Source organism: Streptomyces sp. 184, from assembly GCF_045781775.1.
Taxonomy (GTDB): Bacteria; Actinomycetota; Actinomycetes; order Streptomycetales; family Streptomycetaceae; genus Streptomyces.
In genome coordinates, this window is record NZ_CP123230.1 from 633,396 (window position 1) to 655,634 (window position 22,239).

The window sequence follows — 22,239 nt, forward strand, 5'->3', positions numbered from 1 at the left end:
TCCGCCGGGCGGGCCGAGCCCGCTGGGCGCGTCGAGCCCGCTGGGCGCGTCGAGCCCGCCGGGTACGCCGACGCCCCCGGGCCCGGCTCGGACCCTCCCGCCGGCTGCCCCGCGCACTCCGGCGCCGCCGGCGCCGTACCCCTCGGCGGCTCCCGCTTCCACACCGACCCGCGCGACCTCTACCGCGAGATGCGCCGCGACCACGGCCCCGTCGTCCCCGTCGAGCTGCCCGGCGACATCCCCGCCTGGCTCGTCATCGGCTACCGCGAGCTGCACCAGGTCACCTCCGACCCCGACCTGTTCCCACGGGATCGCGGGCTGTGGAACCAGTGGGAGAAGATCCCGCCCGACTGGCCGCTGCTGCCGATGGTCGGCCAGGTCATGCCGTCCATCCACTTCACCGCCACCGCCGCCGACCACCGCCGGCACGCCGTCATGGTCGGCGCCGCGCTGGAGAGCGTCGACCCGTTCGACCTGCGGCGGCACTGCGAGCAGCTCGCCGACCGGCTCATCGACTCCTTCTGCTCCCGCGGCAACGCCGAACTCGTCGGCGACTACGCCGTGCCGCTGCCCGTGCTCGTACTCGCCCGGCTCATCGGCTTCCCCGACGCCCAGGGGCGGCAGCTCGCGCAGGTGCTCAACGAGCTGGCGGACGGCGGGCCCGGGGCGCTCAAGGCGTACGAGACGTTCATCGAGCACATGACGCGGCTGGTCGCCGACAAGCGGCTCGCGCCCGGCCAGGACGTCGCCTCCCGGATGCTGGCCGACCCCATGCACTTCACCGACGAAGAGGTCATGCTCGACCTCAAGGACACCACCGCCGCCGGCTTCCTGCCCACCGCCGACTGGATCGGCAACTCCATCCGGCTCATGCTCACCGACGACCGCTTCGCCGCCGCCCTCGGCGGCGGGCGGCACAGCGTCGGCCAGGCGATGAACGAGGTGCTGTGGGAGGACACCCCGACGCAGATCCTCGTCGGCCGCTGGGCCGCCCGCGACACCCAGCTCGGCGGACGCCCCGTCGGCGCGGGCGACATGCTGCTCCTCGGCCTCGCCGCCGCCAACGACGACCCGCAGATCCAGCAGGCGCTGGGCGGCACGGGCGGCGGGTACGGCAGCGGGTACGGCGGCGGGTACGGGGGCGGGGGGTACGGGGGCGTACCCGCGCAGGCGGGCAACAGCGCCCACTTCGCCTTCAGTTACGGCGACTTCCGCTGCCCCTTCCCGGCCCAGGAGATCGCTGAGATCATCGCCCGGACGGGCATCGAGGTGCTCCTCGACCGGCTGCCCGACCTCGACCTGTCCGTGCCGGCCCGGACGCTGGTGCGGCGGCCGTCCGCGTTCCTGCGCGGGATGACCGCGCTGCCGGTCACCTTCACCCCCGTACGCGCTGCCGGAGGTCATCCGTGAACTGCCCGCACGCCGCCGGCCCCGCCGCCGCCCCGACCGGCTCCGGAGCCCTCCCCGAGCCGCTGGCCATCGACCCCCTCGTACGCGACCTCGCGGGCGAGACCGCGCACCTGTGCGCCGCCGACCCGCTCACCCGGATCGAGCTGCTGGGCGCGCCCGCGTGGACCGTCACACGGCACGCGGAGGCGCGGCAACTGCTCACCGACGCGCGGCTGGTCAAGGACATCGGCGCCTGGCGGCTGTGGCAGACGGGCGAGGTCACGGCGGAGTGGCCGCTGATCGGGATGGTCAACCCGGGCCGGTCGATGTTCACCGTCGACGGCGCCGAGCACCGGCGGCTGCGTACCAAGACCGCGCAGGCCATCACGCCGCGGCGGCTCGACGCGCTGCGGCCGGTGGTCGAGCGGGTGACGGCCGAGCTGCTGGACGCGCTGGAGTCCGCGGCGGCCGGCGGCGACGGGGTCGTCGACCTCAAGGAGGTCTTCGCGCAGCCGCTGCCGATGCGGGTGGTGTGTGCGCTGATGGGCGTCGCGGAGTCGGAGATCCCCCGGCAGATGCGGCTGTGGAAAGCCTTCTTCTCCATGCTCACCCCGCAGGACGAGCGGCTTGCCGTGATGGCGGAGCTGGACCGGGTGTTTACGGACATGGTGCGGCAGAAGACCGCGGAGCCGGGCGACGACCTCACCAGCGCGCTGATCCTCGCCGACGAGGGCGGTGAGCCGCTGACCGAGGAAGAGGTCGTCGGCAACCTGAAGTCGATGATCGCGGCCGGGCACGAGACCACGATCACGCTCCTGCTCACCACCGTGCGCGGACTGCTGGCCCACCCCGAGCAGCTCGGCATGGTCCGCGAGGGCAAGGTGCCGTGGGAGACGGCGATCGAGGAGGCGCTGCGCTACGACCCGCCCGTCACCCACCTGCTGATGCGGTTCGCGACGGAGGACATCGAGATCGCCGGCACGGTGATCGAGAAGGGCGAGGGCGTCGTCATCTCGTACCGCGCGATCGGGCGCGACGCCGGGCACCACGGGGCGGACGTGGACGCCTTCGACGTGGCGCGGCCGACGCCGATCCGGCACATGACCTTCGGGCACGGGCCGCACATCTGCCCCGGCGCGGCGCTGTCGCGGCTGGAGGCGGCGGTGGCGCTGCCGGCGCTCTTCGCCCGGTTCCCGGACCTGCGGGCGGCGGTGCCGGTGGCGGAGATCCGCAACCTGCCGGTGCTGACGCAGAACGACCTGGAGTCCTTCCCGGTACGCCTCACCTGACGCCGGAGCCCGCCTGCCTCTCGCGCGCCCTGTCCTTGGGCGACCCCCTGCCCGCGGTCCGCCCGCCGGCGACCTTCCGGCCCGGGCGCCCGCCTGGGTGAAGTGCCTGGGTAACCCGCCTGGCCCGGCCCGCTCGCCGTCCTGCCCGGGACGGGGAAACCTGGGGGACGACGGCAGGGGCCCGCATGTCGGCCGCACAGGAAGGGCAGCGCACGGAGGGCAGCGCAGGAGAGGGCAGGTGCAGCCGGTGCGGGAGGACGGCGAGCAGGGCGAAGGGCAGGGCGCAGGGCGGCACGCGGGACAGGGCGCGGGACAGGACGGCGGCGGCCCATACGGGAACGGGGACGGCCCCGGCCCCTATCGGTACCGGCGCGGCCCGTACGGCAACGGCCGCGCCTACCGCGCGGGCAGCGGCGCGCTGGACCCGGCGACCCGCTCCCGGCGCTCCGACGTGGCCAGCGCCGGCGAGCGGCGCGTCGGGTGGGCGCTGCGGTGGCTGCCGGCGACGCTGATCCTCGTCGGGGCGGTGTTCTACTGGGCCACGCCGCAGGGCGTCACCTCGTCCCCGTTCTTCGAGTCCGCGCCGCTGGTCGCGGCCGGGCTGCTGTCGCTGCGCGCGACGGTCGTCACCGCGGTCGCCGCGGTCGTCGTCGACGTACTGCTGGAGGTCTTCAACGGCACCGCCGACTACAGCGAATCCATCATCGAGATGATCTCGCAGTGCGTGATCGGCGCGCTGGCGATCGGCATGAACGTCCTCATCCGGCGCAACTACCGCAGGCTGGCCTCCGTCCGCCACGTCGCCGTCGCCGCGCAGCGCGCGGTGCTGCCGAACCCGCCGGCCGGCTTCGGCGCCCTGCGGGTCGCCGCGCGCTACCAGGCCGCCGACGCCGACGCCCGGATCGGCGGCGACCTCTACGCCGTGCAGGAGGGCCCGTATGGCGTGCGCTGCATCGTCGGCGACGTACGCGGCAAAGGGCTGGAGGCGGTGGAGTCCGTGGCCGTCGTCATCGGCGCCTTCCGGGAGGCGGCCGAGGAGGAGCCGGGGCTCGACGGGGTGGCGCGGCGACTGGAACGCGCGCTCCAGCGCGAGGAGACGGGGCGCAGCGGCCTCGACCGGGTGGAGGGGTTCACCACGGCGGTGCTGGCGGAGGTCGACCGCGACGGCGGCGCGCTGCGGCTGCTCAACCGCGGCCATCCGGCGCCCGTGCTGCTGGGGTCGGACGGCGCGGCGCGGATGCTCCAGCCGTACGAGCACGCGCTGCCGCTGGGCATGGGCGACCTGGGCACGTGGCCGGACGAGCTGACCGAGGTGGCGTTCCCGCCGGGGGCGTCGCTCGTCCTGTTCACCGACGGCGTGACGGAGGCGCGGAACCAGGAGGGCGTCTTCTACGACCCGCTGGAGCACCTGGACGGCCGCGTCTTCGACGGTCCGCACGAGCTGCTGGACACCCTCCTGGACGATGTCACCCGCTACACGGGCGGACGGGTCGCGGACGACATGGCGCTGTTCGCGCTCTCCCGCTCCCGTAAGCCCTCCGGACAGCCGCCGGCCGAGCCCTCGCGTGCACACGCTCCGTAGTGGAATAGCGCCCCTCCGCATAACAACTGATGCACGATCAGCTAACGACCGGACCTCACCCCGGGTAGCCGACGCGCCAACTTGTCCGTTTCCGCTGGTACATGCCCGGATCGTCCGCGGTAAAGCACAACTGAATAACGGGAACGACTTGGAATCGAACGCCGTCGTCCGCTAGCGTGCGGTAACGCAGCGCGGTCGTCACCGCCGCCGCAAGAGGCGGCACCGTGCGCCGTCGCCGAATCCCGCACGCATCACAACTTCAGTAACGCACCACCTAGGGAACCGGGGAACCACCACCTTGGGGTGAATCGGGCCAACCTCCGCCAGGAGGCGGCCCGTAGGAGACCTTCCTGCTCCGAACCCGTCAGCTAACCCGGTAGGCGAGAAGGAAGGAAAGGAGTACGCCTTCGTGGCGTCCTACAGGCCTGGGCCTGGCTACGGCCATGGCTATGACGATTACGGCTGCGACGGCTATGCGTCCGGCGGCACCGCCCCCGAGGGGTATGCGCAGACCGGTTACGCCGTCGAAGAGCCGGTCGACGAAGTCCTCCCCGAGGACGACTTTCCCTCCCGCGGCCGCCGGCGCCTCCCGAAGCAGCGCGGTGGCAGCATGGCCCGCAGCGGCGCCGTACTCGGCGTCGGCGTCTTCGCCGCCGTCGGCGCCGGCAGCATGGCCACGGCGCAGGAAAAGCCCCCGGTCGCGATATCCATGCCCGACCAGGTCGACTCCGTCACCAGCCAGATCAGCGCCCAACTCCCGGACGCGGAGAGCCTTCCGGGCGTCGGCGAGCTGATACCGACGGACGAGGAGCCCGCCTCCGACACCGTCGTCACCACGGCCCCGCTCACCCAGGTCAGCTACGCGAGCGACGCCGGCTCCGGCACCGCGACCCCGACCGCCGACTCCGGCGAGGCCCTGCGGGCGCGCATCCTTGAGCAGGCCGAGCAGCAGCAGGCGGAGGCCGACGCCTCCGCGCGCGCCGAGGCCGAGGCCGAAGCCGCCAAGCAGGCGGCCGAGGAGGCCGCCGACGCGAAGGCGGAGGAAGAGGAGCGCCAGCGCCGCCTGGAGGAGGAGCGCAAGCGCAAGGCCGAGGAGGAGGCCCGCCGGAAGGCGGAGGCCGAGCGCCTCGCCAAGCTCGCCGCCAGCTACGTCGCCCCGGTCGCCAACTACACGCTCACCTCGACGTTCGGCGAGTCCGGCGACATGTGGGCCGCCGGCCACACCGGCCAGGACTTCGCCGCCTCCACCGGCACCCCGGTCAAGGCCGTACACGGCGGCACGATCACCGAGGCCGGCTGGGCCGGCTCGTACGGCTACCGCATCGTCCTCACGCTCGATGACGGCACCGAGATCTGGTACTGCCACCTGTCCTCCATCATCCAGTCCTCCGGTGAGGTCACCACCGCCGACGTCATCGGGCGCGTAGGCGCCACGGGCAACGTCACCGGCCCGCACCTGCACCTGGAAGTACGACCCGGCGGCGGGGACGCAGTGGACCCCCTCGCCTGGCTGCGCAACATGGGCGCACCGGTCTGACCGACGCGGCGGGGCCCGGGCCCCGGCTCTGCCCGGGCCGGGACCTCGAAGACACACCGCCCCCGCCCGCCCGACGACCGCACACGCCCCCATAAACCCTTCTCCCACGTCTCCGGCGTGCCCGTACGCACCTTCCCCCGTGGCGTCCGGGCGCGCACCGAGACCGCCGGCGGCCCTGGTGGCCGACCCCCCGACACCAGGGCCGTCGGCCTTTTCCCGGGACCTACTCCCCGGGCCCGCAGAGACAGAACGGATGCCCGGCCGGATCCGCGAACACCGGACAGGTCCCGCCCGCATCGGAAAGCCGCGTGGCCCCCAGCCGCAGGGCCAGCTCGCCCGCGGCGACGGAATCGTCTACGCCGAAGCAGATGTGCATCTGCTGGGGGTAGGTGCGATCGAAGTCGGGCCAGAGCGGCGGCCGGTAGCCGGCCACTACCTCGAAGGCCAGCCGCGGAAAGCTGTCTTCGTCCTTGGCGATCACCATCCAGTCCTCACGGATGACCCGCATGCCGAGCAACCGCGTATAGAAGTCGGCAAGCTCGCGGGCGTCGGCACAGTCGAGCACGATGTTCCTGACATAGGCGTCCATCGGACCACCCTGCCACGCAGCGAGCGGCGAGACGCCGCTCAGGCAACCGCGCCGGCAGCACCAGCGGCGGCAGGGCAGTCCTCGACGGCGATCTCCCCCAGGGCGGCGCGGATCGTGTGGAGCATCCGCTGGGGCCGCTCGAAGACGTCGTTGGCGGTGAACCGCAGCATGCGCCGGACCTCGCGACAGCGCCCCAGGTCGTTGAAGCGCTCGACGTCGGCGAGATGAGCCGCCCGGCCGCCGTGGTAGCCGTACCCCTCGATCTCCACGACGAGCCCCGCCGCGGGGAAGAAGAAGTCGACACGTATCCGCCGGCCGTTGGGCGCGGTGAACGGCACCTGGCTGAGCGGCCGCAACCCGGCGTCGTGCATCCGCAGCCGCGCCACCGTCTCCGCGGGCGACCCGGACCGCGGATCGACCAGCGCCAGCCGCTCCCGCGCGGCGACCACCCCCCGCCGCCGCCCGGCCCCGGCGACGGCCTCGGAAACCGCATGCAGATCCGTCACCCGCTCCCGCCACCGCCGCGGCCACGCCCCGCCGGGCCCCATGGGCCGCCGGGTCAACGCCGACTCCACGGCCACCAGCGCCGCGTCCCGCTCCGCCGTACGTAGCAGGTCGACCAGAGTCCGCACGGCCCCGGTCACCCGCAACCCGGCAACGGCGCTGATCTCCTCCGCCCTCACCACGGACCGATGCAGAAGACACCCCGCAGGCGCCCGCCCCCGCCCCCGCACGTGAGTGAACTCGGCCCGCACGGCCAGCACTTCGATCCCGAGCAGATGGGCAGCCGCACTGTGACTGACGACCAAGTCCGCCCGCCCGGCCTGCGCCACCCGCAACCGCAGCCGCAGATCCTCCCCCCGCCCGGGCTCCACCCACACCCCGGCCCGAACCCTCCGCCACCCCTCCCGCCGCAACCTCCGCACCAACACCCCGGCCGACCACCCGGCCGCCAAAGCCTCAGCACAAACCAACACGCCACCATGAGCCGCCGCCAGTTCCCCCAGCGCCCGTCGTTCCCCCGTCATGCCCCTACCCTCCCCCGGATCCCCACCCTCCGCTTCCCCCTGTGGATAACTCCCGCCCCCGCGGACTTCCCGCAGCTCAGAAGCGGTCGGAGAACTCCCCGGCCCGAACACCCGCAACAAAGGCCCGCCACCCCGCGGCAGAAAACGCGAGCGCAGGACCACCGGGATCCTTGCTGTCCCGCACGGGAACCACGCCGGAGGCGGCAACGGCAGGCGCCCACTCGACGCAGCCGCCGCCATCACCATTGCTGTAGCTGGATTTGACCCAGTGGATCGTGCTCATGTGGGGAGCGCCTCCCTTATCGACTGGATGAGCGCCGCGGAGTCCTTGGGTGACAGCGCGTACGCCCTGAGCAGATCGTAGGCGCGCCGTCGCGTGTCGACCAGTTCCGGATCCTCCAGCAGTTGCCCCGTCCCGATGCTCTCCTCATACGCGACGTAGGTCCCACGTTCCAACGTGAAGAGTGCCAACGACCCACCCAACAAGGCGTGTTCGCCGTGCGCCGAGGGAAGCACCTGAATCACCGTGTTCTCCGTGTGCGTCAACTCGCGCAGCCGGTCCAGTTGTGCGCCCATCACTCCGGGGCCACCAACGGGACGACACAGCACCGCTTCGTCCAGGACGGCCGAGAACTCGGGAGGCCGATCGGATGCCAACAACGCCTGCCGTCCCATGCGGGCGGTGACCATCTCTTCGACCTGGTCCTTGGTGGCCCGGGGCCTCTGTGCCCGGAAAACAGCGCGCGCATACTCCTCGGTCTGCACGATCCCGGGCACGAGGACTCCCGCATACTCCCCGATGGCGCGTGCCTGAGCTTCAAGCTCCATCCTTCGCCGGTACTTGTCCGGGTGCACCTCGTGCCTGGCCAGCGCGTAAAGCCGTTGGAAGATCCCATCCGTCCCGAAGGCCGCGTCAAGCGCCGCAGCAAGGTCGGGGGGCGGCACACACTCCGCAAGTTCGATCCGCGCTAAGTGGCTTCGGCTGTACTTCACCACGTCGGCGAGTCCTTCGAGGCTCATGCCGGCCTGTTCTCGGTAGCGGCGGACCTCGGCACCGAAGAGGTGCCGCGCCGAACGGTCGGGGGTCAACTCGCGTGGTCGCTGCGGCATGGGAGGTTCTCATCTCTCAACGGTGGTCCTGGGACACCCGTCCCCTTCAGATCGTACGCACGTTGGGCGACAGTGGAGACACGGAGAGCGACAAACGAAGGACCGTGACCGGAGATGTACAACACCGACCACCTCGATCAAACGGTGTGGGGCAAGTGCCTGGTGCGCAAGCGCTGGGAACTGGACTTCCCCGCCAACCCCGAGGAGGTCGCCGGACTACGCCGCGTTCTCCAACGCCACCTGCGGCTCACGCTGCCCACCTCTGCGCGACCTAGCTCGTGACCAACATCATCTGCCACGTGGGCATCAGCGTCCCAGCCGCGCTCACGACCTCGATGCGAGACACCCACCTTCGCCTCGAACTCCACGACCCCGGCACGGACTCGGTCCCGAACCCGGCCAAGCCCACCCCCGACAACGAAACCGGTCGCGGTCTCGTCGTCGCCGCCACGGCGGCAGACTGGGGCGTGGATCTCCACGATGCCTGGGTGGATCTGCCCACGGGCCTCGACTCTCCAATCGCCTACGCCGGTGGCGCCGCCGAAGCCCTCGTGGTCATGTACCGCCAACACCCTGACCGCACCCTCCGTGCCGACGCTTCCCTCAGCGTCGCCACGCTCGACGACCCTGGAAAGCCACGGATCACCGACATCCTCCGCTGGCTGGACCCTCGCGGCTGCGGGCCCGGGCCGAGCTCCTGATTGGCATTCCCGCCGCCAGAGGCGGTATCGGAACGTGTGGGGAGGTGGCCTCGGGATCCGAATCACGCAGGACCACGCCGCTAGCGCTACTGCCGCTGCCGCGGTTCACCTCACCAGGCCGATCTTGCGATCGTCGCAGCTAGCCTTGCGGTGAATTCCGCCGCCGCTCTGCCGCGTCTGCCGATCTCTACAGGGTTTGACGCTGCGAGCCGCGTCGCGACAGCGGCTAGGTCCGCGTGCATGGCCACGCCGCGGAGCCCCACGAACTCCTGGAGGGTAGTGGACCCGATGGTCGCGACATCGGCTATCTCGACTAGTCCACAGTTGCGTTCAAGCGTCGTGAAGCGTTCTCGATCAACGACTACGCCGAGAGGGTGCAGAAGCTTCTCCACGTACTTGATTCCCGCGCCGTGGTTGTTCTTGATGAGCCGATCGTAGTGACCACCCGCGTGATCTTTCCAGAGTGTCACTGCCACCTCAGGATTTTCCTGAAGGAATCTACGCCTAGGTATCAGATCCAACTCGGGTATTCGCGACTGGAGATGGCGCTTGTAGTAGATAAGAGCGTTCGTCAAAACTCTGTGCGTCTCGTACCTCTTGGACACATCAACAGAGTGGTCCAGGGTGTTCTTGACGACGAACTCCAAGGCTGCTTCTGATTCAGCGTGGAGCAAGCCCACGTACGCGCATACCGCGTCGAGGGTATGGGGATCCCATCCGGTTGCCCCGAGCACCGGGGTGAGAAATCTGTCCTTCAAGCAACTCTCGCGAAAGAGAAGCGAATCTCCGCGACGGATCAGCACACGAGACTTCACGTTAGCCCCCGCCCGCGTCAGTCAGTGATGCGTTGGAGTGCCCCGGCTTCCACTCGGGATGTGAGGTCGGTGATCCCGGTGACCTCCTGGAGTGTGCTACCCCACCGGTGAATGCGGCCCAGCACCGCCTCGCGGCCCTTGGTCGTCGCTTCGGTCCACCTGTCGAACTCTCGATCGTGTTTGAAGAGTTGGACGAACGCCTCGCGGGCATCTTCACGAAGCTCCAACACCCGTTCGCTGACGTCAGGGAAGCGAAGGGTAGTGACCATCACGTCGTAGACCGCGCGGTTGAATCGGCGGGTGGCGAAGCCTTCGTCAAACCTCTGAAACGAGTCATTGCCGAATACGGCGTACGTGGTCGTTATCGCAGACTCGATACCGTCCACGATCTTGTCCAACTCCTGCGCCAGATGGGGATTCCATGACGTGTTCAGTGTGCGTGTCGTGGAGTCCAGGAACTTCTTGAGGTTTCCCTTGTAGCGCGGGAGGTAGGCGCAGAAAGAGATACTGCGCAGCAGCAGCTCGGCGTCACGAAGCCGATAGTCTGGTTTGTTGATCCCGAGAATCAGGCGGATCTGCCGGGAGTTAGCGGAGCGCTCGTCCAGGTACCGGGTGAAGTGGCCCGCCATGAGCGACCGACGGAGTTCATGGGTGGAGAGGGGGGTCACCTGGCTGTTGAGGCGATGGAAGACGAACTGTAGTACCTCATCCCTCTTCCAGTTGCGCATGACGACCGTGCGGATCGGGAGGTTCTCGAAGCGCTCGAACTCCGGGGAGTCGGCCACTTCCGGGTAGGATTTCCCGTTGAGTTCCTGCAAGATCTGCAAGCCGGTCAGCTTCAAGTCGTGGTCAACGGCGAAGCGCTTGAGTGTGCTGAGGCGCTGCTTCCCATCGATCACGATGTACTGGAAGTTGTTCTTCTGGTTGCGCGGAACCTCGGCCAAGGTGATAGGAGGGACGGGGCAGCCAAGCAGGAGGGACTCGATGTACAGCGACGCCTTCCGGTTGTCCCAGACGGCCCTGCGTTGAAAGGGAGGCTCGACGTCGAAGACGCCGCGCTCCAACTGCTCCTTGAGGGCGCCCGTGGTCCAGTCGGTGGTCCATACGACCGTGTCAGGAAGGTACTTCTTCGTCGACTCCCGAAGCTCGTCCTCCTGTGGCTCCTCTTCCCACTGCAAAGGCTGCATCGGCTGCTCCTCGTCGCTGGCCGCGTCAACGACCCCGGCGGTGGCACTCTCCTCTTCGGTGAATTTGACCAGCTTGAACCGGCATATAAGGTAATTCTCCTTGCCGGGTTCTGTCCAGCTTTCCACCACACGCCAGAGCCCTCGATAGGCGTAGCCCCCGCGCGCCTTCCCGCCTCTGATGTCCAGCCCTTCGATCACACGCACCGGGAGACCGGTCTCCTGTGAGGTGACGAGCGCGGCATTCGCAGAGGTGCTCATGGACTGATCGGCAACCTCCTTGCCAGTTGCCTCGTTGCGCCCACCCTTGCCCGTATAGATGATCTCCCGACCATCAAAGGTGTCGTCCTCGTAACCGCCGGACAGGACTATGGAGTCCGCACCTGATGCCTCGGTGCCCGAGATCCCCTGACCGTAGCTTCGATGCACGTTGTGGTCGTAGAGCTCGCGATGACCATCGAAATGATCATTCTCTCGAACTCCTTGGGGGTGGCCGAACTGCGGTCGCTTCGAGGGTCGAGACATGCTTTCTCCTGCCAAGGCATCGTTCGATGCACTAGCGGTACGCGAAGTGCTGACGCTGATGCTAATGGCAGGCACAGACATGCCGGAGACTTCGACCCCGGCGGCGCCGTGGGTGGTTGCGGAGGCGGTCAGCCGCGGGGGGTGTTGTCTGGGTGGGGCGGGCCTGGGGGTGGGGGCCAGAGGGGTCGGGGTGGGGGGTTGGTGGTGTAGGCGGCTCTGGTCAGGGCGGGTTGGGCTATCGACTTGTTGGTCCACATCGTGGCCAGCAGCGCTCGTTCGCGGTCCGCGTAGTTCGGGGGCGGGCGGCCTTGGGTGGCCTGGGCGCGGAGGATGGCCAGGGTGGTGGCCGCGCGTTCGTAGTCGGTCACCGCGCGGCGGGCCTCGTCGCCGTGGGCGTGGCGGGCGAGGGAGCGGGCTATCTTGCGGGCGCGTAGGGACGAGAGGGCCACCGGTTCCGCGGGGACCAGCCAGCCGGCGTGGGCGTAGGCGGGGAGTTGGTCCCGTATCGTGCGGAGCTTGCCGCCGCGGGACCAGATCGCCAGCCACACCAGCAGGCCGAACACCGGTGCCATCACGAAGGCGTACGCGCCGAGGAAGGCGTAGCCGTTCATCACCGCCGAGCCGTTCCACAGCGCGTGCATCGCGATCGCCAGGAGCAGGCCGGCCACCGGGAGCAGGATGCGGCGTAGTCGCCGGCGGGTGTGCGTCAGTGCCGCCAGGCCGAAGCCTATGCCCGCCATCGCCGTGAACAGCGGGTGCGCGAACGGGGAGAAGACGATGCGGGCGATGAACGTCACGGTGACCGTGGCCAGGGGGCCGGAGTCGCCGAAGGTCTGGTCCTCGTCGTACGCCCTGCCCAGGTACAGGATGTTCTCGGTGAAAGCGAAGCCCGTGCCGATGATCCCCGCCAGCACCAGGCCGTCGACCAGGCTGGAGAAGTAGTACCGGCGCCACAGGAACAGCAGCAGGATCGCCGCCGCCTTCGCCGTCTCCTCCACCACCGGCGCCACGACCGCCATCCCCCACAGGTCCTCCTCCCGCGAGGACGCCGTGGGCAGGCCGGTGGCGATCCAGCGGGCGGCGAAGGTGTTCGCCAGCATCGCGACGAGGGTCGCCGCGAAGGCGCCCCAGGCGAACGCGAAGATGCGGTAGCGCCAGGCGCCGGGCGCCACCCGGTCCAGCCACAGGAAGCCCGCGATCAGCAGCGGCACCGGCAGCAGTGCCAGCCCGCTGCCCACCAGCATTCCGCGCGTGCCGGTCTCCAGCCACACCAGCACCAGGATGGCCAGGCCCGCCAGCGTCAGCACGGTCGAGACCGCGGCTATTCGTACGCCGCGCCTGCGCCAGAACCGTCGGCGGGCGGGTGGGGGCGCGGCGGGCTCCGCGGGTTCCGCGGGTCCGGCGGGTCCGGCGGGCTCCGCGGATTTCGGGCACGCGTCCCCGTACTCCGGGCGCGGGCCGAATTCCTCGGGCTCCCGCGGCCGGGCCATGAGCTGAGCGCCTCCGTACCGCACCCCTCGACCCTAGCCAGTCCCTGCCGTCGCGCGCGACGGGCTATTCATCGTCGATGCGGCGGAAGAGCAGATCGTTCACGATGTGCCCCTTTCCGAGCCCGTGTCCCTCGAAGCGGGTCCGCGGGCGGAAGTCCGGGCGGGGCGCGTAGCCGCCGCCGGGGTGGGCGTTCTCGAAGTACCGCGACGCCTCCAGCGTCTCCAGCATCCACTCCGCGTACGGCTCCCAGTCCGTCGCGCAGTGCAGCACCGCGCCCGGCGCCAGCCGCGAAGCCGCCAGCGCCAGGAACTCCGGCTGGATGAGCCGGCGCTTGTTGTGCCGCTTCTTGGGCCACGGGTCCGGGAAGTAGATCCGCATCCCCGCGAGCGCGGCCGGGGGCAGCATCTCGCGGAGCAGGATGACGGCGTCGCCGTTGCCGATGCGTACGTTCGTCAGGCTCCGCTGCTCGATGAGCCGCAGCAGGTTGCCCTGGCCGGGGGTGTGGACGTCGACGGCGAGGATGCCGGTGGCGGGGTCGGCGGCGGCCATCTCGGCGGTCGCCTCGCCCATGCCGAAGCCGATCTCCAGGACGACCGGGCGGCCGTCGAAGAGGTCGTCCAGGTCGAGGACGTACGCGCCGTCGATGTCGAAGCCCCACTTCGGCCAGAGCCGCGTCAGGGCCTCGCCCTGCGCGAGGGTCACGCGGCTGCGGCGCGGGACGAAGGAGCGGATGCGGCGCTCGTTGTACTGCGGCCCGGCCGGCGCGGGCGCGGGGCCGTCGGGGAACCTGGGCTGGGGACGATCGTGCTGATCGGAATTCTCGGACACAGTGCCCACATTTTACGGAGGGGACCCGGGGCGGCTGCGCGGTGGTCCCCGCTGGTCACAGTAAGGCGAGCACTCTGCGGGCGATCTCCCTGCCGATCGGCAGGGACGCCGTCGCCGCGGGGGACGGGGCGTTCAGTACGTGGATCGTCCGCGGGCCCTCCGCGAACCGGAAGTCGTCCACCAGTTCCCCGTCCGGCAGCACCGCCTGCGCCCGCACGCCCGCCTGCGCCGGGCGCAGGTCCCCCTCGTCGACCGCCGGCAGCAGCCGCCGTACCGCCGCCGTGAAGGCCCGGCGGGAGACGGAGCGGTGCAGCTCGCCGGCGCCGTAGCGCCAGTGGCGGCGGGCTATGCGCCAGCTTCCGGGGTACGCGAGCGTGGCCGCGGCGTCGCGGGGGCTGAGGCTCGTACGGGAGTAGCCCTCCCGGGCCAGCGCGGGGACGGCGTTGGGGCCGAGGTGGACGGCGCCGTCGATGCCGCGGGTGAGGTGGACGCCGAGGAACGGGAACGCGGGGTCGGGCACGGGGTAGACGAGGCCGCGGACGAGGTCGGCGGCGTGCGGGGCCAGCTCGTAGTACTCGCCGCGGAACGGGACGATGCGCAGCCCGGGGCGGTCGCCGGCGAGGCGGGCGACGCGGTCGGAGTGCAGGCCGGCGCAGTTGACCAGGGCGCGGGCGCGGACGACCTGCCCGGCGGCGGTGCGGACGGCGACACCGGCGCGCGCGGCGACACCGAGGCGGGCGGGGGCGTCGGTGGGGGTCTCGATGGGGGTCTCGGTGGGGGTCTCGGTGGGGTTGTCCGTGCGGGTGGTGCCTGCGGTGTCCGCGGCGGTTACCGCGTCTCCCGGGTCTGCGGCGCCCACGAGGCCCGCGGCGCCCACCGGGCCCGTGGCGTCCGCGGCCTTCGCGGCGTCCGCCGTACGGGACCTGCCCCCCTCCGGCCGTCGCGCGATCGTCCGTACCTCCGCCCCGTACCGCACCTCCGCCCCCGCCTCCCGCGCCAGCTCCGCCAGCGTCCGCGCCACCGCCCGGAAGTCGCACACCCCCGTCGTCGCCACGTGCAGCGCCGCCAGCCCCCGCACATGCGGCTCGTACTCCGTGATCTGCGCAGGACCCAGCTCGCGCACCGGGATGCCGTTCTCGCGCCCGCGCTGCGCGAGCGCGTGCAGGCGCGGCAGCTCGTCCCGCTCCGTGGCGACGACGATCTTGCCGGTCACCGCGTGCGGCAGCCCGTGCTCGGCGCAGAACTCGACCAACTCGGCGGCGCCCTGCACCGCGTACCGCGCCTTGAGCGAGCCCGGCCGGTAGTACAGCCCGCTGTGCAGCACACCGCTGTTGCGCCCGGTCTGGTGCTGGGCCGGGCCCGGCTCCTTCTCCAGGACGAGGACGCGGATGCCGGGGGCGGCACGTGTGAGCGCGTACGCCGTGGAGAGGCCGACGATGCCGGCTCCGATCACGAGTACGTCGCAGTCGTCGGCCATGGCACCTCCGGCAGGGGTCGGCCCCATCATCCCCCGGCCGGGCGGGTCGCCGCCAAACCCGGGGCCGTGCAGACCCCCAGCCTCCTACAGCGGCAGCCTCGGCGGCACCCCGCCCGCCACCGCGCGCTGCCGCGGCGCCGCATCTCCCGTCCAGCACGACCCACGCCGCAACAGCAGCCGCTGGAGCCACAGCTCGGTGGAGACCAGCTCCGCCAGCCCGCCCAGCGGCAGCGCCTCGCCGTCCGCCGCCGCGCGCAGCGCCTTGCGTACGACCCGGCCCTCCACCAGACCCGCGTCCGCCAGCAGCGGCCGGTGGAAGAGGTCGGCCAGCTCCGTCGCGGCGCGGCGCAGGCCGATGCGCTCCGCCGAGGCGGCTGCCGCCGCGGGGCCGGTGGTCTCGCCCCAGCCCGGCGGCAGGCCGCGGATGCCCGCGCCGTCGAGCACGGCGCCGAGCACCGCCGCCCGGGCCCCGGGCTGGACGCGCAGCGCCTCGGGCAGGGCGCGGCAGGCCCGTACGACCTGGTTGTCGAGGAAGGGGGCGTGCAGCCGCTGGAAGCGGACCTCCGCGGCCTGCTCGAAGACGCGGTAGTCGGCGCCGGCCTGCGTCAGCGCGGCGGCGGCGCGGCGCTCGCCGGGGCGGCCGGTGCCGTCGCCGTTCGCCGTGCCCGCGGAGCCCCGGAGCCGCACCGACACCTCGGCCAGGGCCTCTCCGGTCAGCCACCGCGCCGCCGGTCCCGGCCGGCACCAGCTCAGCGCGGCGAGCGACGCGTCGACCGCGCCCCGGTCGCGCCCGGGCGCCGCGCCGAGCACGCCAGCGGGGTCGTCGAGGAGCGCTTCTGCGCCTTCGGAGATGCCCTGCCAGTACGGCGTACGGGCCAGCCTGCGGGCCGCGCGGTAGACGGTCAGCGGCGCCAGCACCGACCCCTCCGCGCGCGCCAGCGCCGTGACGGGCCGGAAGAGGGAGCGCCGCCGGCGGTCCAGCAGCAGGTCCGCGAGCCGCGCCGGGTGGGCGTCGAGGACTTCGCGGGCGCCGACGCCCACGAGGTGGTCGGCGCTGCCCGCGGTCAGCCGGCGGCGGTGCCGGGCGGCGGCGACGAGCGAGGGGCCGGGCTCGTCCGTCAGCGGCATGCTCTCCAGGTCCGCGTACGGCAGCGCCGCCTCGCCGGCGGCCACCACGACGTGGTGCAGCCGCGGGTTGGCGGCGATGGTGCGGGCCCGCTCCAGCTCGGCTTCGTCGGCGCGCGCCGTCAGGTCGTTGAACGTCACGGCCACCAGCCGCTCGCCCTGTCCGGGGCCCAGCCCGGGCGGTGTGCCGGGTGCTCCCGGCAGCCCGGCGGCCAGCAGCGCGAGAGTGCCGGAGGCGATGCCTCCGGAGAGGTCGGCGCCGATGCCCGGCGCGGGGCCGCGGGCGGCGCGGCGGTCGGCGGGGCCCATGCCGGGTACGGGGCCGGGGTCGAGGCCGCCGTAGCCGGGTTCGGGCGCGTGGCGCGGGGCGGCCAGGCGGGCGCGTACGGACTCCACCAGCGCGTCGCGTACGCCCGCGACCGCCGGTTCGGTGTCCAGCGACGGCGCGGCGACGGCGAGGGAGGCGCGCGGCTCGTAGCCGGTGATCTCCTTGGCGCCCTCGCGGAGGATGAGCGCGTGGCCGGGCGGCACGCGGTGCACGCCGGAGTACGGGGTGCCGTCGCCGAGGGCCTCCGGCACGTCGGGGCAGGCGAGTTGGGCGGCGAGGTGGGAGACGTCCAGCTCGGCTTCGATGAGGTCGGCGAGCGGCAGGGCCGCGGTCGCGTACGCGGTGCCGCCGTCCCAGGCGGTGTGGAAGACGGGGCGGGCGCCGGCGAGGTCGCCGAGCACGGTGGTGCGGCGGCCGACCTGCGCGACGGCGGTGTACCCGCCGGGCCAGGCGGTCAGGTGCCGTACGGCGCCGCCGCGGGCGGACAGCAGGCCCACCCGCAACTGGTCGTCGGTCGCCCCGCAGGTGCCGAAGATCGCGAGCCGGATCAGCGGCGCGACGTCGACGACCCGGATCTCGTCGGGCCGCCAGTCGCCGACCGCCCAGAGCGGATCGGGGCCGCCCCAGACGAGTTGGGCGCCGACGGGGTGGAGGTCGTAGTCCTCGGCGGTCTGCGCGCCGTCGAGGAACGAGGGCGCGGCGGCGGAACTGCTCCACCCCACCAACCACCGCATGCGCGCCTCCTCGTGGGCAACCGGGGACGTATCGGCATATGCCAAGCAAGCCAGGCGAGCCGGGCGATCGGCATCAACTCCGCCGCCCTCAGGGCGTACTGCCGCTTCGTCAGGACCAATGCTGCCACGAGAGGGGCGCATGTGAGTGGATGCCGTCGCGCGGGAGTCTGCCGGTCCCGGCCGGAAGCGCCCTCGGGGGGCGCGCTACGGGCCGAACCCGCGGTCCCGCCGGGAAAAGGATCAGTCCGCCGGGAACGCGCCGGGCACCCGTCGGCAATCCACCGGCAATCCACCGGGAAAAGGATCAACGGGCCCTGAAGAAGGGGCCGCCGGGGCGCGTCCGGAACGCGGTACGGGTGCCCGGACGGCGCCCGGACTCCGGTACGGCCGTCCCGTACGCCCGATCTACACCCGCCGCGAGGGGCGTCATTCAGCCATTCTGCACGCGGCGCAATTCCATCCAACCACGGGCCCGCACGCATGCTTGTGCGGTCCGGGAAGCGTCCCGCGCTCCCCGGACCGTGAGCCGCCGCCCGCGGGGATGAATGACGGCGGAGTTCCCCAGGCCCGCCGCTTTCCCAGGCGCGGCGAGCCGACCCACGGGCAACCAGCCAAGCGTGCGCGGCCCTTTGCAGCCAGAGCGCACGTACGGCGCACCGCCACATGACCCCGGAGCACGCGCGCTGCAATCCCGCCATCCGGAAACATTCCTCTTAACGGTCGGGATCCGGCGAACTACGCTGGGTGCATATGCGACCCGGCCGGATCCCCACCTGCCGGACGGGAGCCGTCGGTGGTCGAGGGGTGTGCATGTCCAGGACGCCACGCGGGCCGAACGAGAAGCTGGGCCACATGCTCGCGCTCGCCGGGATCAGCAACGCCGGACTCGCCCGCCGGGTCAATGACCTCGGCGCGCAGCGCGGCATGACGCTGCGGTACGACAAGACGTCAGTCGCCCGGTGGGTGACGAAGGGGATGGTGCCGCAGGGCGCCGCGCCCCACCTGATCGCCACGGCGATCGCCGGCAAGCTCGGCCGCCCCGTGCCGCTGCACGAGATAGGGCTGGCCGACACCGACCCCGCCCCCGAAGTCGGCCTCGCCTTCCCGCGCGACGTCGGCGAGGCGGTGCGCTCGGCCACCGAGCTGTACCGGCTCGACCTCGCCGGGCGGCGCGCCGGCAGCGGCGGCATATGGCAGAGCCTCGCCGGCTCCTTCGCCGTCAGCGCGTACGCGACGCCCGCCTCCCGCTGGCTGATCACGCCGGCCGACGGCTCGGTCGCCCGCGGCCTCGACGGCGTCGACGCGCAGCACGCGCCCGCCGCCGGCGAAGGCTCCGGGCCGCGGCGCGTGGGGCACAGCGACGTCGCCAAGCTGCGCGACGCGGCGGACGAGGCGCGGCGCTGGGACTCCAAGTACGGGGGCGGCGACTGGCGGGCGTCGATGGTGCCGGAGTGCCTGCGGGTGGACGCGACGCCGCTGCTGCTCGGCGCGTACACCGACGAGGTCGGGCGCTCGCTCTTCGGCGCGACCGCGGAACTGACGCGGCTCGCCGGGTGGATGGCCTTCGACACGGGGCAGCAGGAGGCGGCGCAGCGGTACTACATCCAGGCGCTGCGGCTCGCGCGGGCGGCGGCGGATGTGCCGCTCGGGGGGTACGTCCTGGCGTCGATGTCGCTTCAGGCGACGTACCGCGGCTTCGCCGACGAGGGCGTGGACCTCGCCCAGGCCGCGATCGAGCGCAACAGGGGGTTGGCGACCGCGCGTGCCATGAGCTTCTTCCACCTCGTCGAGGCGCGGGCGCACGCCCGCGCACAGGACGAGCCGTCGTGCGGGACGGCCCTGGCGGCGGCGGAGAGCTGGCTGGAGCGGGCCCGCGAGGGCGACCCTGACCCGGCCTGGCTCGACTTCTACGCCTACGACCGGCTGGCCGCCGACGCCGCCGAGTGCTACCGCGACCTGCGGGTGCCGCGCCAGGTGCGGCGGTTCACGGAACAGGCGCTGGCGCGGCCGACGGAGGCGTTCGTACGCTCGCACGGGCTGCGGCTGATCGTGGCGGCGGTCGCGGAGCTGGAGTCGGGGAACCTGGACGCGGCGTGCGCGCAGGGGACGCGGGCGGTGGAGGTCGCGGGGCGGATCTCGTCGGCGCGGACGACGGAGTACGTGAAGGACCTGCTGGCGCGGCTGGAGCCGTACGGAGACGAGCCGATGGTCGCGGAGTTGCGGGAGCGGGCGCGCCCGCTGCTGGTCGCGCCGGCGTAGGCGGTACGCGCGGGGCGTAGGCCGCTACGCGCCGGGCGTGGGCGCCGCGTGCTGCACGTGGGCTGCGCGCCGGGCGTGGCACGGGTCGCACCGGCCACCGGAGAGCCGCCACAGGGAAGCCCGCCACCGTGAAACCCCTCGCAGCGAAGCCGGCCGACGCGAAGCCGCTCAGCGGCAGTCGATGACCGAGGCCGCCCAGTCCGTCAGCAGCGCGGTGTGGATGGGGTGCTGCGGCTCCGCCTCCAGCCGGATCGACTCCGTGCCTTCCGGCAGTCCCACGTCGACCTCGGCCGCCTGCTCGCCCGCCCGGACCCAGTCCGAGCGCCACAGCCGGGCGCCGTCCCCGTAGACGCTGAACCTGGCCGCGCCCAGGCGGTACATCATGTCGTCGATCCCGGCCGCCGCCCGGTAGCGCGTGCAGGCGCGGTTCAGCTCGATCTCCAGCGACGACTTCGCGTGGACCGTCACGCCATGGGCGTACGTCCGGCCGCCGATGTCCAGGTCCTCGCGCTGCCACCACCAGCCGCTGCGGTCGGCCACGATCTCCGGCTCCGTGCCGTCGCCGAAGGCGTCGGTCGCCAGGCCGGCCACGCGGTACGGCTCGGCGGGGGGCGGTGGTGGCGCCGGGGGCGGCGTACGGGGCGGCGGGGTGGGCGTCGGGGTCGGTGTCGGCGTGGGCTCGGGCGTCGGGGTGGGGCGGGGGGAGGGCTCCCGCGGCGCCGGGGTGGGGGTCGGCGTCGGCGTGGGCTCCGCCGGCTCCGGGGAGGGCGGCGGGGGAGCGGGCTCCGGCTCCGTCGCGGGCGGGGGCGCGGGGGGCGGCGCCGGGGCCGACGTGGCGGGCGGGTTGGCGACCGGCTCCTTCTCGGGGTCGTCGCCGGACAGCATCAGCGCCAGCGCCGCTGCCGCCGCGGCTACGACGATGCCGGCCGCCGCCGCGACCTTGACCGGCGCACCGATCCCCTCGCCCGCCGCCGCCCCGCCGGCCGCACCACCGGCAGCCCCCGAGCCCGCACCGCCCCCGACGCCGACCCCGCCCGCCGCCGCGGCCCCCGCACCGGCGCCACCCGCCGCCCCCGCACCCGCGCCGACGCCCGCGAACCCCGCGGCCTTCGCCACCGCGGCCGAGGCGAACCAGCCGACCACCGCGACCGGAAGCAGCGCGCTGAGCCGGGAGTTGACGTCGGCGACCTCCAGCGCCGCCATGCGGCACCGCACGCAGTCGTCCAGGTGCTTGCGCAGCCCCCGCTCGGCGCGCATCCGCAGCCCGCCGCGGGCGTACGCGCCGAGCCGGTCCGCGTAGCGGGCGCAGTCGCCGCCCGCGGTGAGCGCGGTGGAGACGTGCGCCTGGAGGTACGCCTGCTTGAGCCCCTCGCGGGCGCGGTGCGCGAGCACGGCGGTGGCGTTTGCGGTGAGCCCGAGCAGCGGCGCGACCTCGCTGGGCGACTCTTCCTCCACCGTCGTGTGCCACAGCACGGTCTGCCAGCGCTCGGGCAGGCTGCGGAACGCCTGCACCGCCATCGACTGCTCGGCCTCGTGCATGGCCTGTACGTCGGCGCCGAGGTCGAGGGTGTCGTCGTCGGAGCCCGGCCGCGCGGCCCGGGTGGCGAAGACGGCGAAGTCGTCGACGAGTTGCTCGCGCTTGGCGGTCTTCGTCCAGGCGGCGGCGACCCGCCGCACGGTCGTCAGCAGATACGCCCGGACCGCGGTCTCCGGCCCCGCCCCGCCGCGGACCGCCTGGAGCGTGCGCGCGAAGACCTCGGCGGTGAGGTCGTCTGCGGTGTGCGAGTCGCGGCAGCAGGTACGCGCGTACCTGCGGACCGCCGGGGCGTGCCGCTGGTACAGCTCCTCGTACGCGCTGTCGTCGCCCGTACGCATCCGGGCGACCAGCTCCGTGTCGGAGGGCAGGGAGCTGGTGACACCCTCGTCCCGCCGCTCGCGCTGCTTCGGGATGGCGCCCACGGCCTCGTCGGCGCCACCGCCGGGCGACCCGCCCGAGGGCGACGGCGAAGCGCCGGAGGCCCCGCTGTCCATGGCCCGCCCGCGATCGTCCCGATCGTCAACTGCCATGCCGCAAGCTCCCGTAGACGCTCGTCCCGCCCGTCATCGGGTGAGCGTGCCACAGCGGGCCCTGCCTGCCGTCCGCGTTGACGGCCAACCACCCGTTGGGGGGTTTTCCCCGGCTCGACGCACTAGGGACCCCGCTTTCGGGGTACGCGTCCGCATCGCTTGACGACGCCGCCGACGGCCG

General features: G+C 72.6%; 18 protein-coding genes and 1 riboswitch. Of the genes, 7 read left to right on the forward strand and 11 right to left on the reverse strand.

Annotated features, from left to right (window positions below; all coding sequences use genetic code 11):
- The first annotated feature begins 189 nt into the window (after positions 1-189).
- The 4 genes from QBL21_RS02675 to QBL21_RS02690 all read left to right on the forward strand — a co-directional run bounded on the left by QBL21_RS02675 (position 190) and on the right by QBL21_RS02690 (position 5,797).
- Complete coding sequence (locus QBL21_RS02675) at positions 190-1,410, forward strand: cytochrome P450 (RefSeq protein ID WP_407566281.1); 1,221 nt, start codon at positions 190-192, stop codon at positions 1,408-1,410.
- Positions 1,407-2,678, forward strand: a complete 1,272-nt coding sequence (locus tag QBL21_RS02680; protein ID WP_407560342.1) for a cytochrome P450 — start codon at positions 1,407-1,409, stop codon at positions 2,676-2,678. The genes QBL21_RS02675 and QBL21_RS02680 overlap by 4 nt, the downstream gene beginning before the upstream one ends.
- 238 nt (positions 2,679-2,916) lie before the next feature.
- A complete protein-coding gene (locus QBL21_RS02685) occupies positions 2,917-4,260 on the forward strand; it encodes a PP2C family protein-serine/threonine phosphatase (protein WP_407560343.1) in 1,344 nt (447 codons plus the stop codon).
- Between the two features lie 223 nt (positions 4,261-4,483).
- Positions 4,484-4,658: riboswitch (cyclic di-AMP (ydaO/yuaA leader) on the forward strand.
- 11 nt (positions 4,659-4,669) lie between these two features.
- Complete coding sequence (locus QBL21_RS02690) at positions 4,670-5,797, forward strand: M23 family metallopeptidase (RefSeq protein WP_407560344.1); 1,128 nt, start codon at positions 4,670-4,672, stop codon at positions 5,795-5,797.
- A gap of 223 nt (positions 5,798-6,020) precedes the next feature.
- Here the strand turns inward: QBL21_RS02690 and QBL21_RS02695 are convergent, their stop codons facing one another.
- The 4 genes from QBL21_RS02695 to QBL21_RS02710 all read right to left on the reverse strand — a co-directional run bounded on the left by QBL21_RS02695 (position 6,021) and on the right by QBL21_RS02710 (position 8,524).
- Positions 6,021-6,386, reverse strand: coding sequence for a VOC family protein (locus tag QBL21_RS02695; protein ID WP_407560345.1), 366 nt, complete (start codon positions 6,384-6,386; stop codon positions 6,021-6,023).
- 38 nt (positions 6,387-6,424) lie between these two features.
- Positions 6,425-7,018 carry a hypothetical protein gene (locus QBL21_RS02700; RefSeq protein ID WP_407560346.1) on the reverse strand — a complete coding sequence of 198 codons (594 nt, stop codon included), beginning with the start codon at positions 7,016-7,018 and terminating at the stop codon, positions 6,425-6,427.
- 472 nt (positions 7,019-7,490) lie between these two features.
- A complete protein-coding gene (locus tag QBL21_RS02705) occupies positions 7,491-7,697 on the reverse strand; it encodes a DUF397 domain-containing protein (protein ID WP_407560347.1) in 207 nt (68 codons plus the stop codon).
- Positions 7,694-8,524, reverse strand: a complete 831-nt coding sequence (locus QBL21_RS02710) for a Scr1 family TA system antitoxin-like transcriptional regulator (protein WP_407560348.1) — start codon at positions 8,522-8,524, stop codon at positions 7,694-7,696. The genes QBL21_RS02705 and QBL21_RS02710 overlap by 4 nt, the downstream gene beginning before the upstream one ends.
- Positions 8,525-8,638: 114 nt before the next feature.
- Here QBL21_RS02710 and QBL21_RS02715 point away from each other — a divergent pair, with 114 nt between their 5' ends.
- A complete protein-coding gene (locus QBL21_RS02715; RefSeq protein WP_407560349.1) occupies positions 8,639-8,806 on the forward strand; it encodes a hypothetical protein in 168 nt (55 codons plus the stop codon).
- A gap of 17 nt (positions 8,807-8,823) precedes the next feature.
- Positions 8,824-9,225 (forward strand): hypothetical protein, encoded by a 402-nt coding sequence (locus tag QBL21_RS02720; protein WP_407560350.1) that lies wholly within the window; start codon positions 8,824-8,826, stop codon positions 9,223-9,225.
- 110 nt (positions 9,226-9,335) lie between these two features.
- Here the strand turns inward: QBL21_RS02720 and QBL21_RS02725 are convergent, their stop codons facing one another.
- The 6 genes from QBL21_RS02725 to QBL21_RS02750 all read right to left on the reverse strand — a co-directional run bounded on the left by QBL21_RS02725 (position 9,336) and on the right by QBL21_RS02750 (position 17,732).
- Positions 9,336-10,028: a hypothetical protein gene (locus QBL21_RS02725; protein WP_407560351.1), complete on the reverse strand. Its 693-nt coding sequence runs from the start codon at positions 10,026-10,028 to the stop codon at positions 9,336-9,338.
- Between the two features lie 29 nt (positions 10,029-10,057).
- The gene (locus tag QBL21_RS02730) at positions 10,058-11,749 is read right to left on the reverse strand and encodes a YDG/SRA domain-containing protein (protein ID WP_407560352.1); all 1,692 of its coding nucleotides are present in this window, start codon (positions 11,747-11,749) and stop codon (positions 10,058-10,060) included.
- A gap of 128 nt (positions 11,750-11,877) precedes the next feature.
- Complete coding sequence (locus tag QBL21_RS02735) at positions 11,878-13,239, reverse strand: PrsW family intramembrane metalloprotease (protein ID WP_407560353.1); 1,362 nt, start codon at positions 13,237-13,239, stop codon at positions 11,878-11,880.
- Positions 13,240-13,303: 64 nt separating this feature from the next.
- Positions 13,304-14,068, reverse strand: coding sequence for a tRNA (guanosine(46)-N7)-methyltransferase TrmB (trmB, locus tag QBL21_RS02740; protein ID WP_407560354.1), 765 nt, complete (start codon positions 14,066-14,068; stop codon positions 13,304-13,306).
- Positions 14,069-14,123: 55 nt separating this feature from the next.
- Positions 14,124-15,545, reverse strand: coding sequence for an L-2-hydroxyglutarate oxidase (gene lhgO / locus QBL21_RS02745; protein WP_407560355.1), 1,422 nt, complete (start codon positions 15,543-15,545; stop codon positions 14,124-14,126).
- 84 nt (positions 15,546-15,629) lie between these two features.
- Positions 15,630-17,732, reverse strand: a complete 2,103-nt coding sequence (locus QBL21_RS02750; RefSeq protein WP_407560356.1) for an asparagine synthase-related protein — start codon at positions 17,730-17,732, stop codon at positions 15,630-15,632.
- Between the two features lie 810 nt (positions 17,733-18,542).
- Here QBL21_RS02750 and QBL21_RS02755 point away from each other — a divergent pair.
- Positions 18,543-19,991 (forward strand): MFS transporter, encoded by a 1,449-nt coding sequence (locus QBL21_RS02755; RefSeq protein WP_407560357.1) that lies wholly within the window; start codon positions 18,543-18,545, stop codon positions 19,989-19,991.
- A 168-nt stretch (positions 19,992-20,159) separates the two neighbouring features.
- On the opposite strand, the gene QBL21_RS02760 is transcribed toward QBL21_RS02755, so the two are convergent.
- Positions 20,160-22,058 (reverse strand): sigma-70 family RNA polymerase sigma factor, encoded by a 1,899-nt coding sequence (locus QBL21_RS02760; RefSeq protein WP_407560358.1) that lies wholly within the window; start codon positions 22,056-22,058, stop codon positions 20,160-20,162.
- Positions 22,059-22,239 lie beyond the last annotated feature (181 nt).

Excerpts from the sequence above, each read along its gene's own strand:
- QBL21_RS02735 (WP_407560353.1), bottom strand. The coding sequence starts at position 13,239 with ATGGCCCGGCCGCGGGAGCCCGAGGAATTCGGCCCGCGCCCGGAGTAC.
- QBL21_RS02760 (WP_407560358.1), bottom strand. The coding sequence starts at position 22,058 with ATGGCAGTTGACGATCGGGACGATCGCGGGCGGGCCATGGACAGCGGG.
- QBL21_RS02675 (WP_407566281.1), top strand. The coding sequence starts at position 190 with ATGCGCCGCGACCACGGCCCCGTCGTCCCCGTCGAGCTGCCCGGCGAC.
- QBL21_RS02710 (WP_407560348.1), bottom strand. The coding sequence starts at position 8,524 with ATGCCGCAGCGACCACGCGAGTTGACCCCCGACCGTTCGGCGCGGCAC.
- lhgO (WP_407560355.1), bottom strand. The coding sequence starts at position 15,545 with ATGGCCGACGACTGCGACGTACTCGTGATCGGAGCCGGCATCGTCGGC.
- QBL21_RS02705 (WP_407560347.1), bottom strand. The coding sequence starts at position 7,697 with ATGAGCACGATCCACTGGGTCAAATCCAGCTACAGCAATGGTGATGGC.
- QBL21_RS02695 (WP_407560345.1), bottom strand. The coding sequence starts at position 6,386 with ATGGACGCCTATGTCAGGAACATCGTGCTCGACTGTGCCGACGCCCGC.
- QBL21_RS02730 (WP_407560352.1), bottom strand. The coding sequence starts at position 11,749 with ATGTCTCGACCCTCGAAGCGACCGCAGTTCGGCCACCCCCAAGGAGTT.
- QBL21_RS02715 (WP_407560349.1), top strand. The coding sequence starts at position 8,639 with ATGTACAACACCGACCACCTCGATCAAACGGTGTGGGGCAAGTGCCTG.
- QBL21_RS02755 (WP_407560357.1), top strand. The coding sequence starts at position 18,543 with ATGTCCAGGACGCCACGCGGGCCGAACGAGAAGCTGGGCCACATGCTC.
- QBL21_RS02750 (WP_407560356.1), bottom strand. The coding sequence starts at position 17,732 with ATGCGGTGGTTGGTGGGGTGGAGCAGTTCCGCCGCCGCGCCCTCGTTC.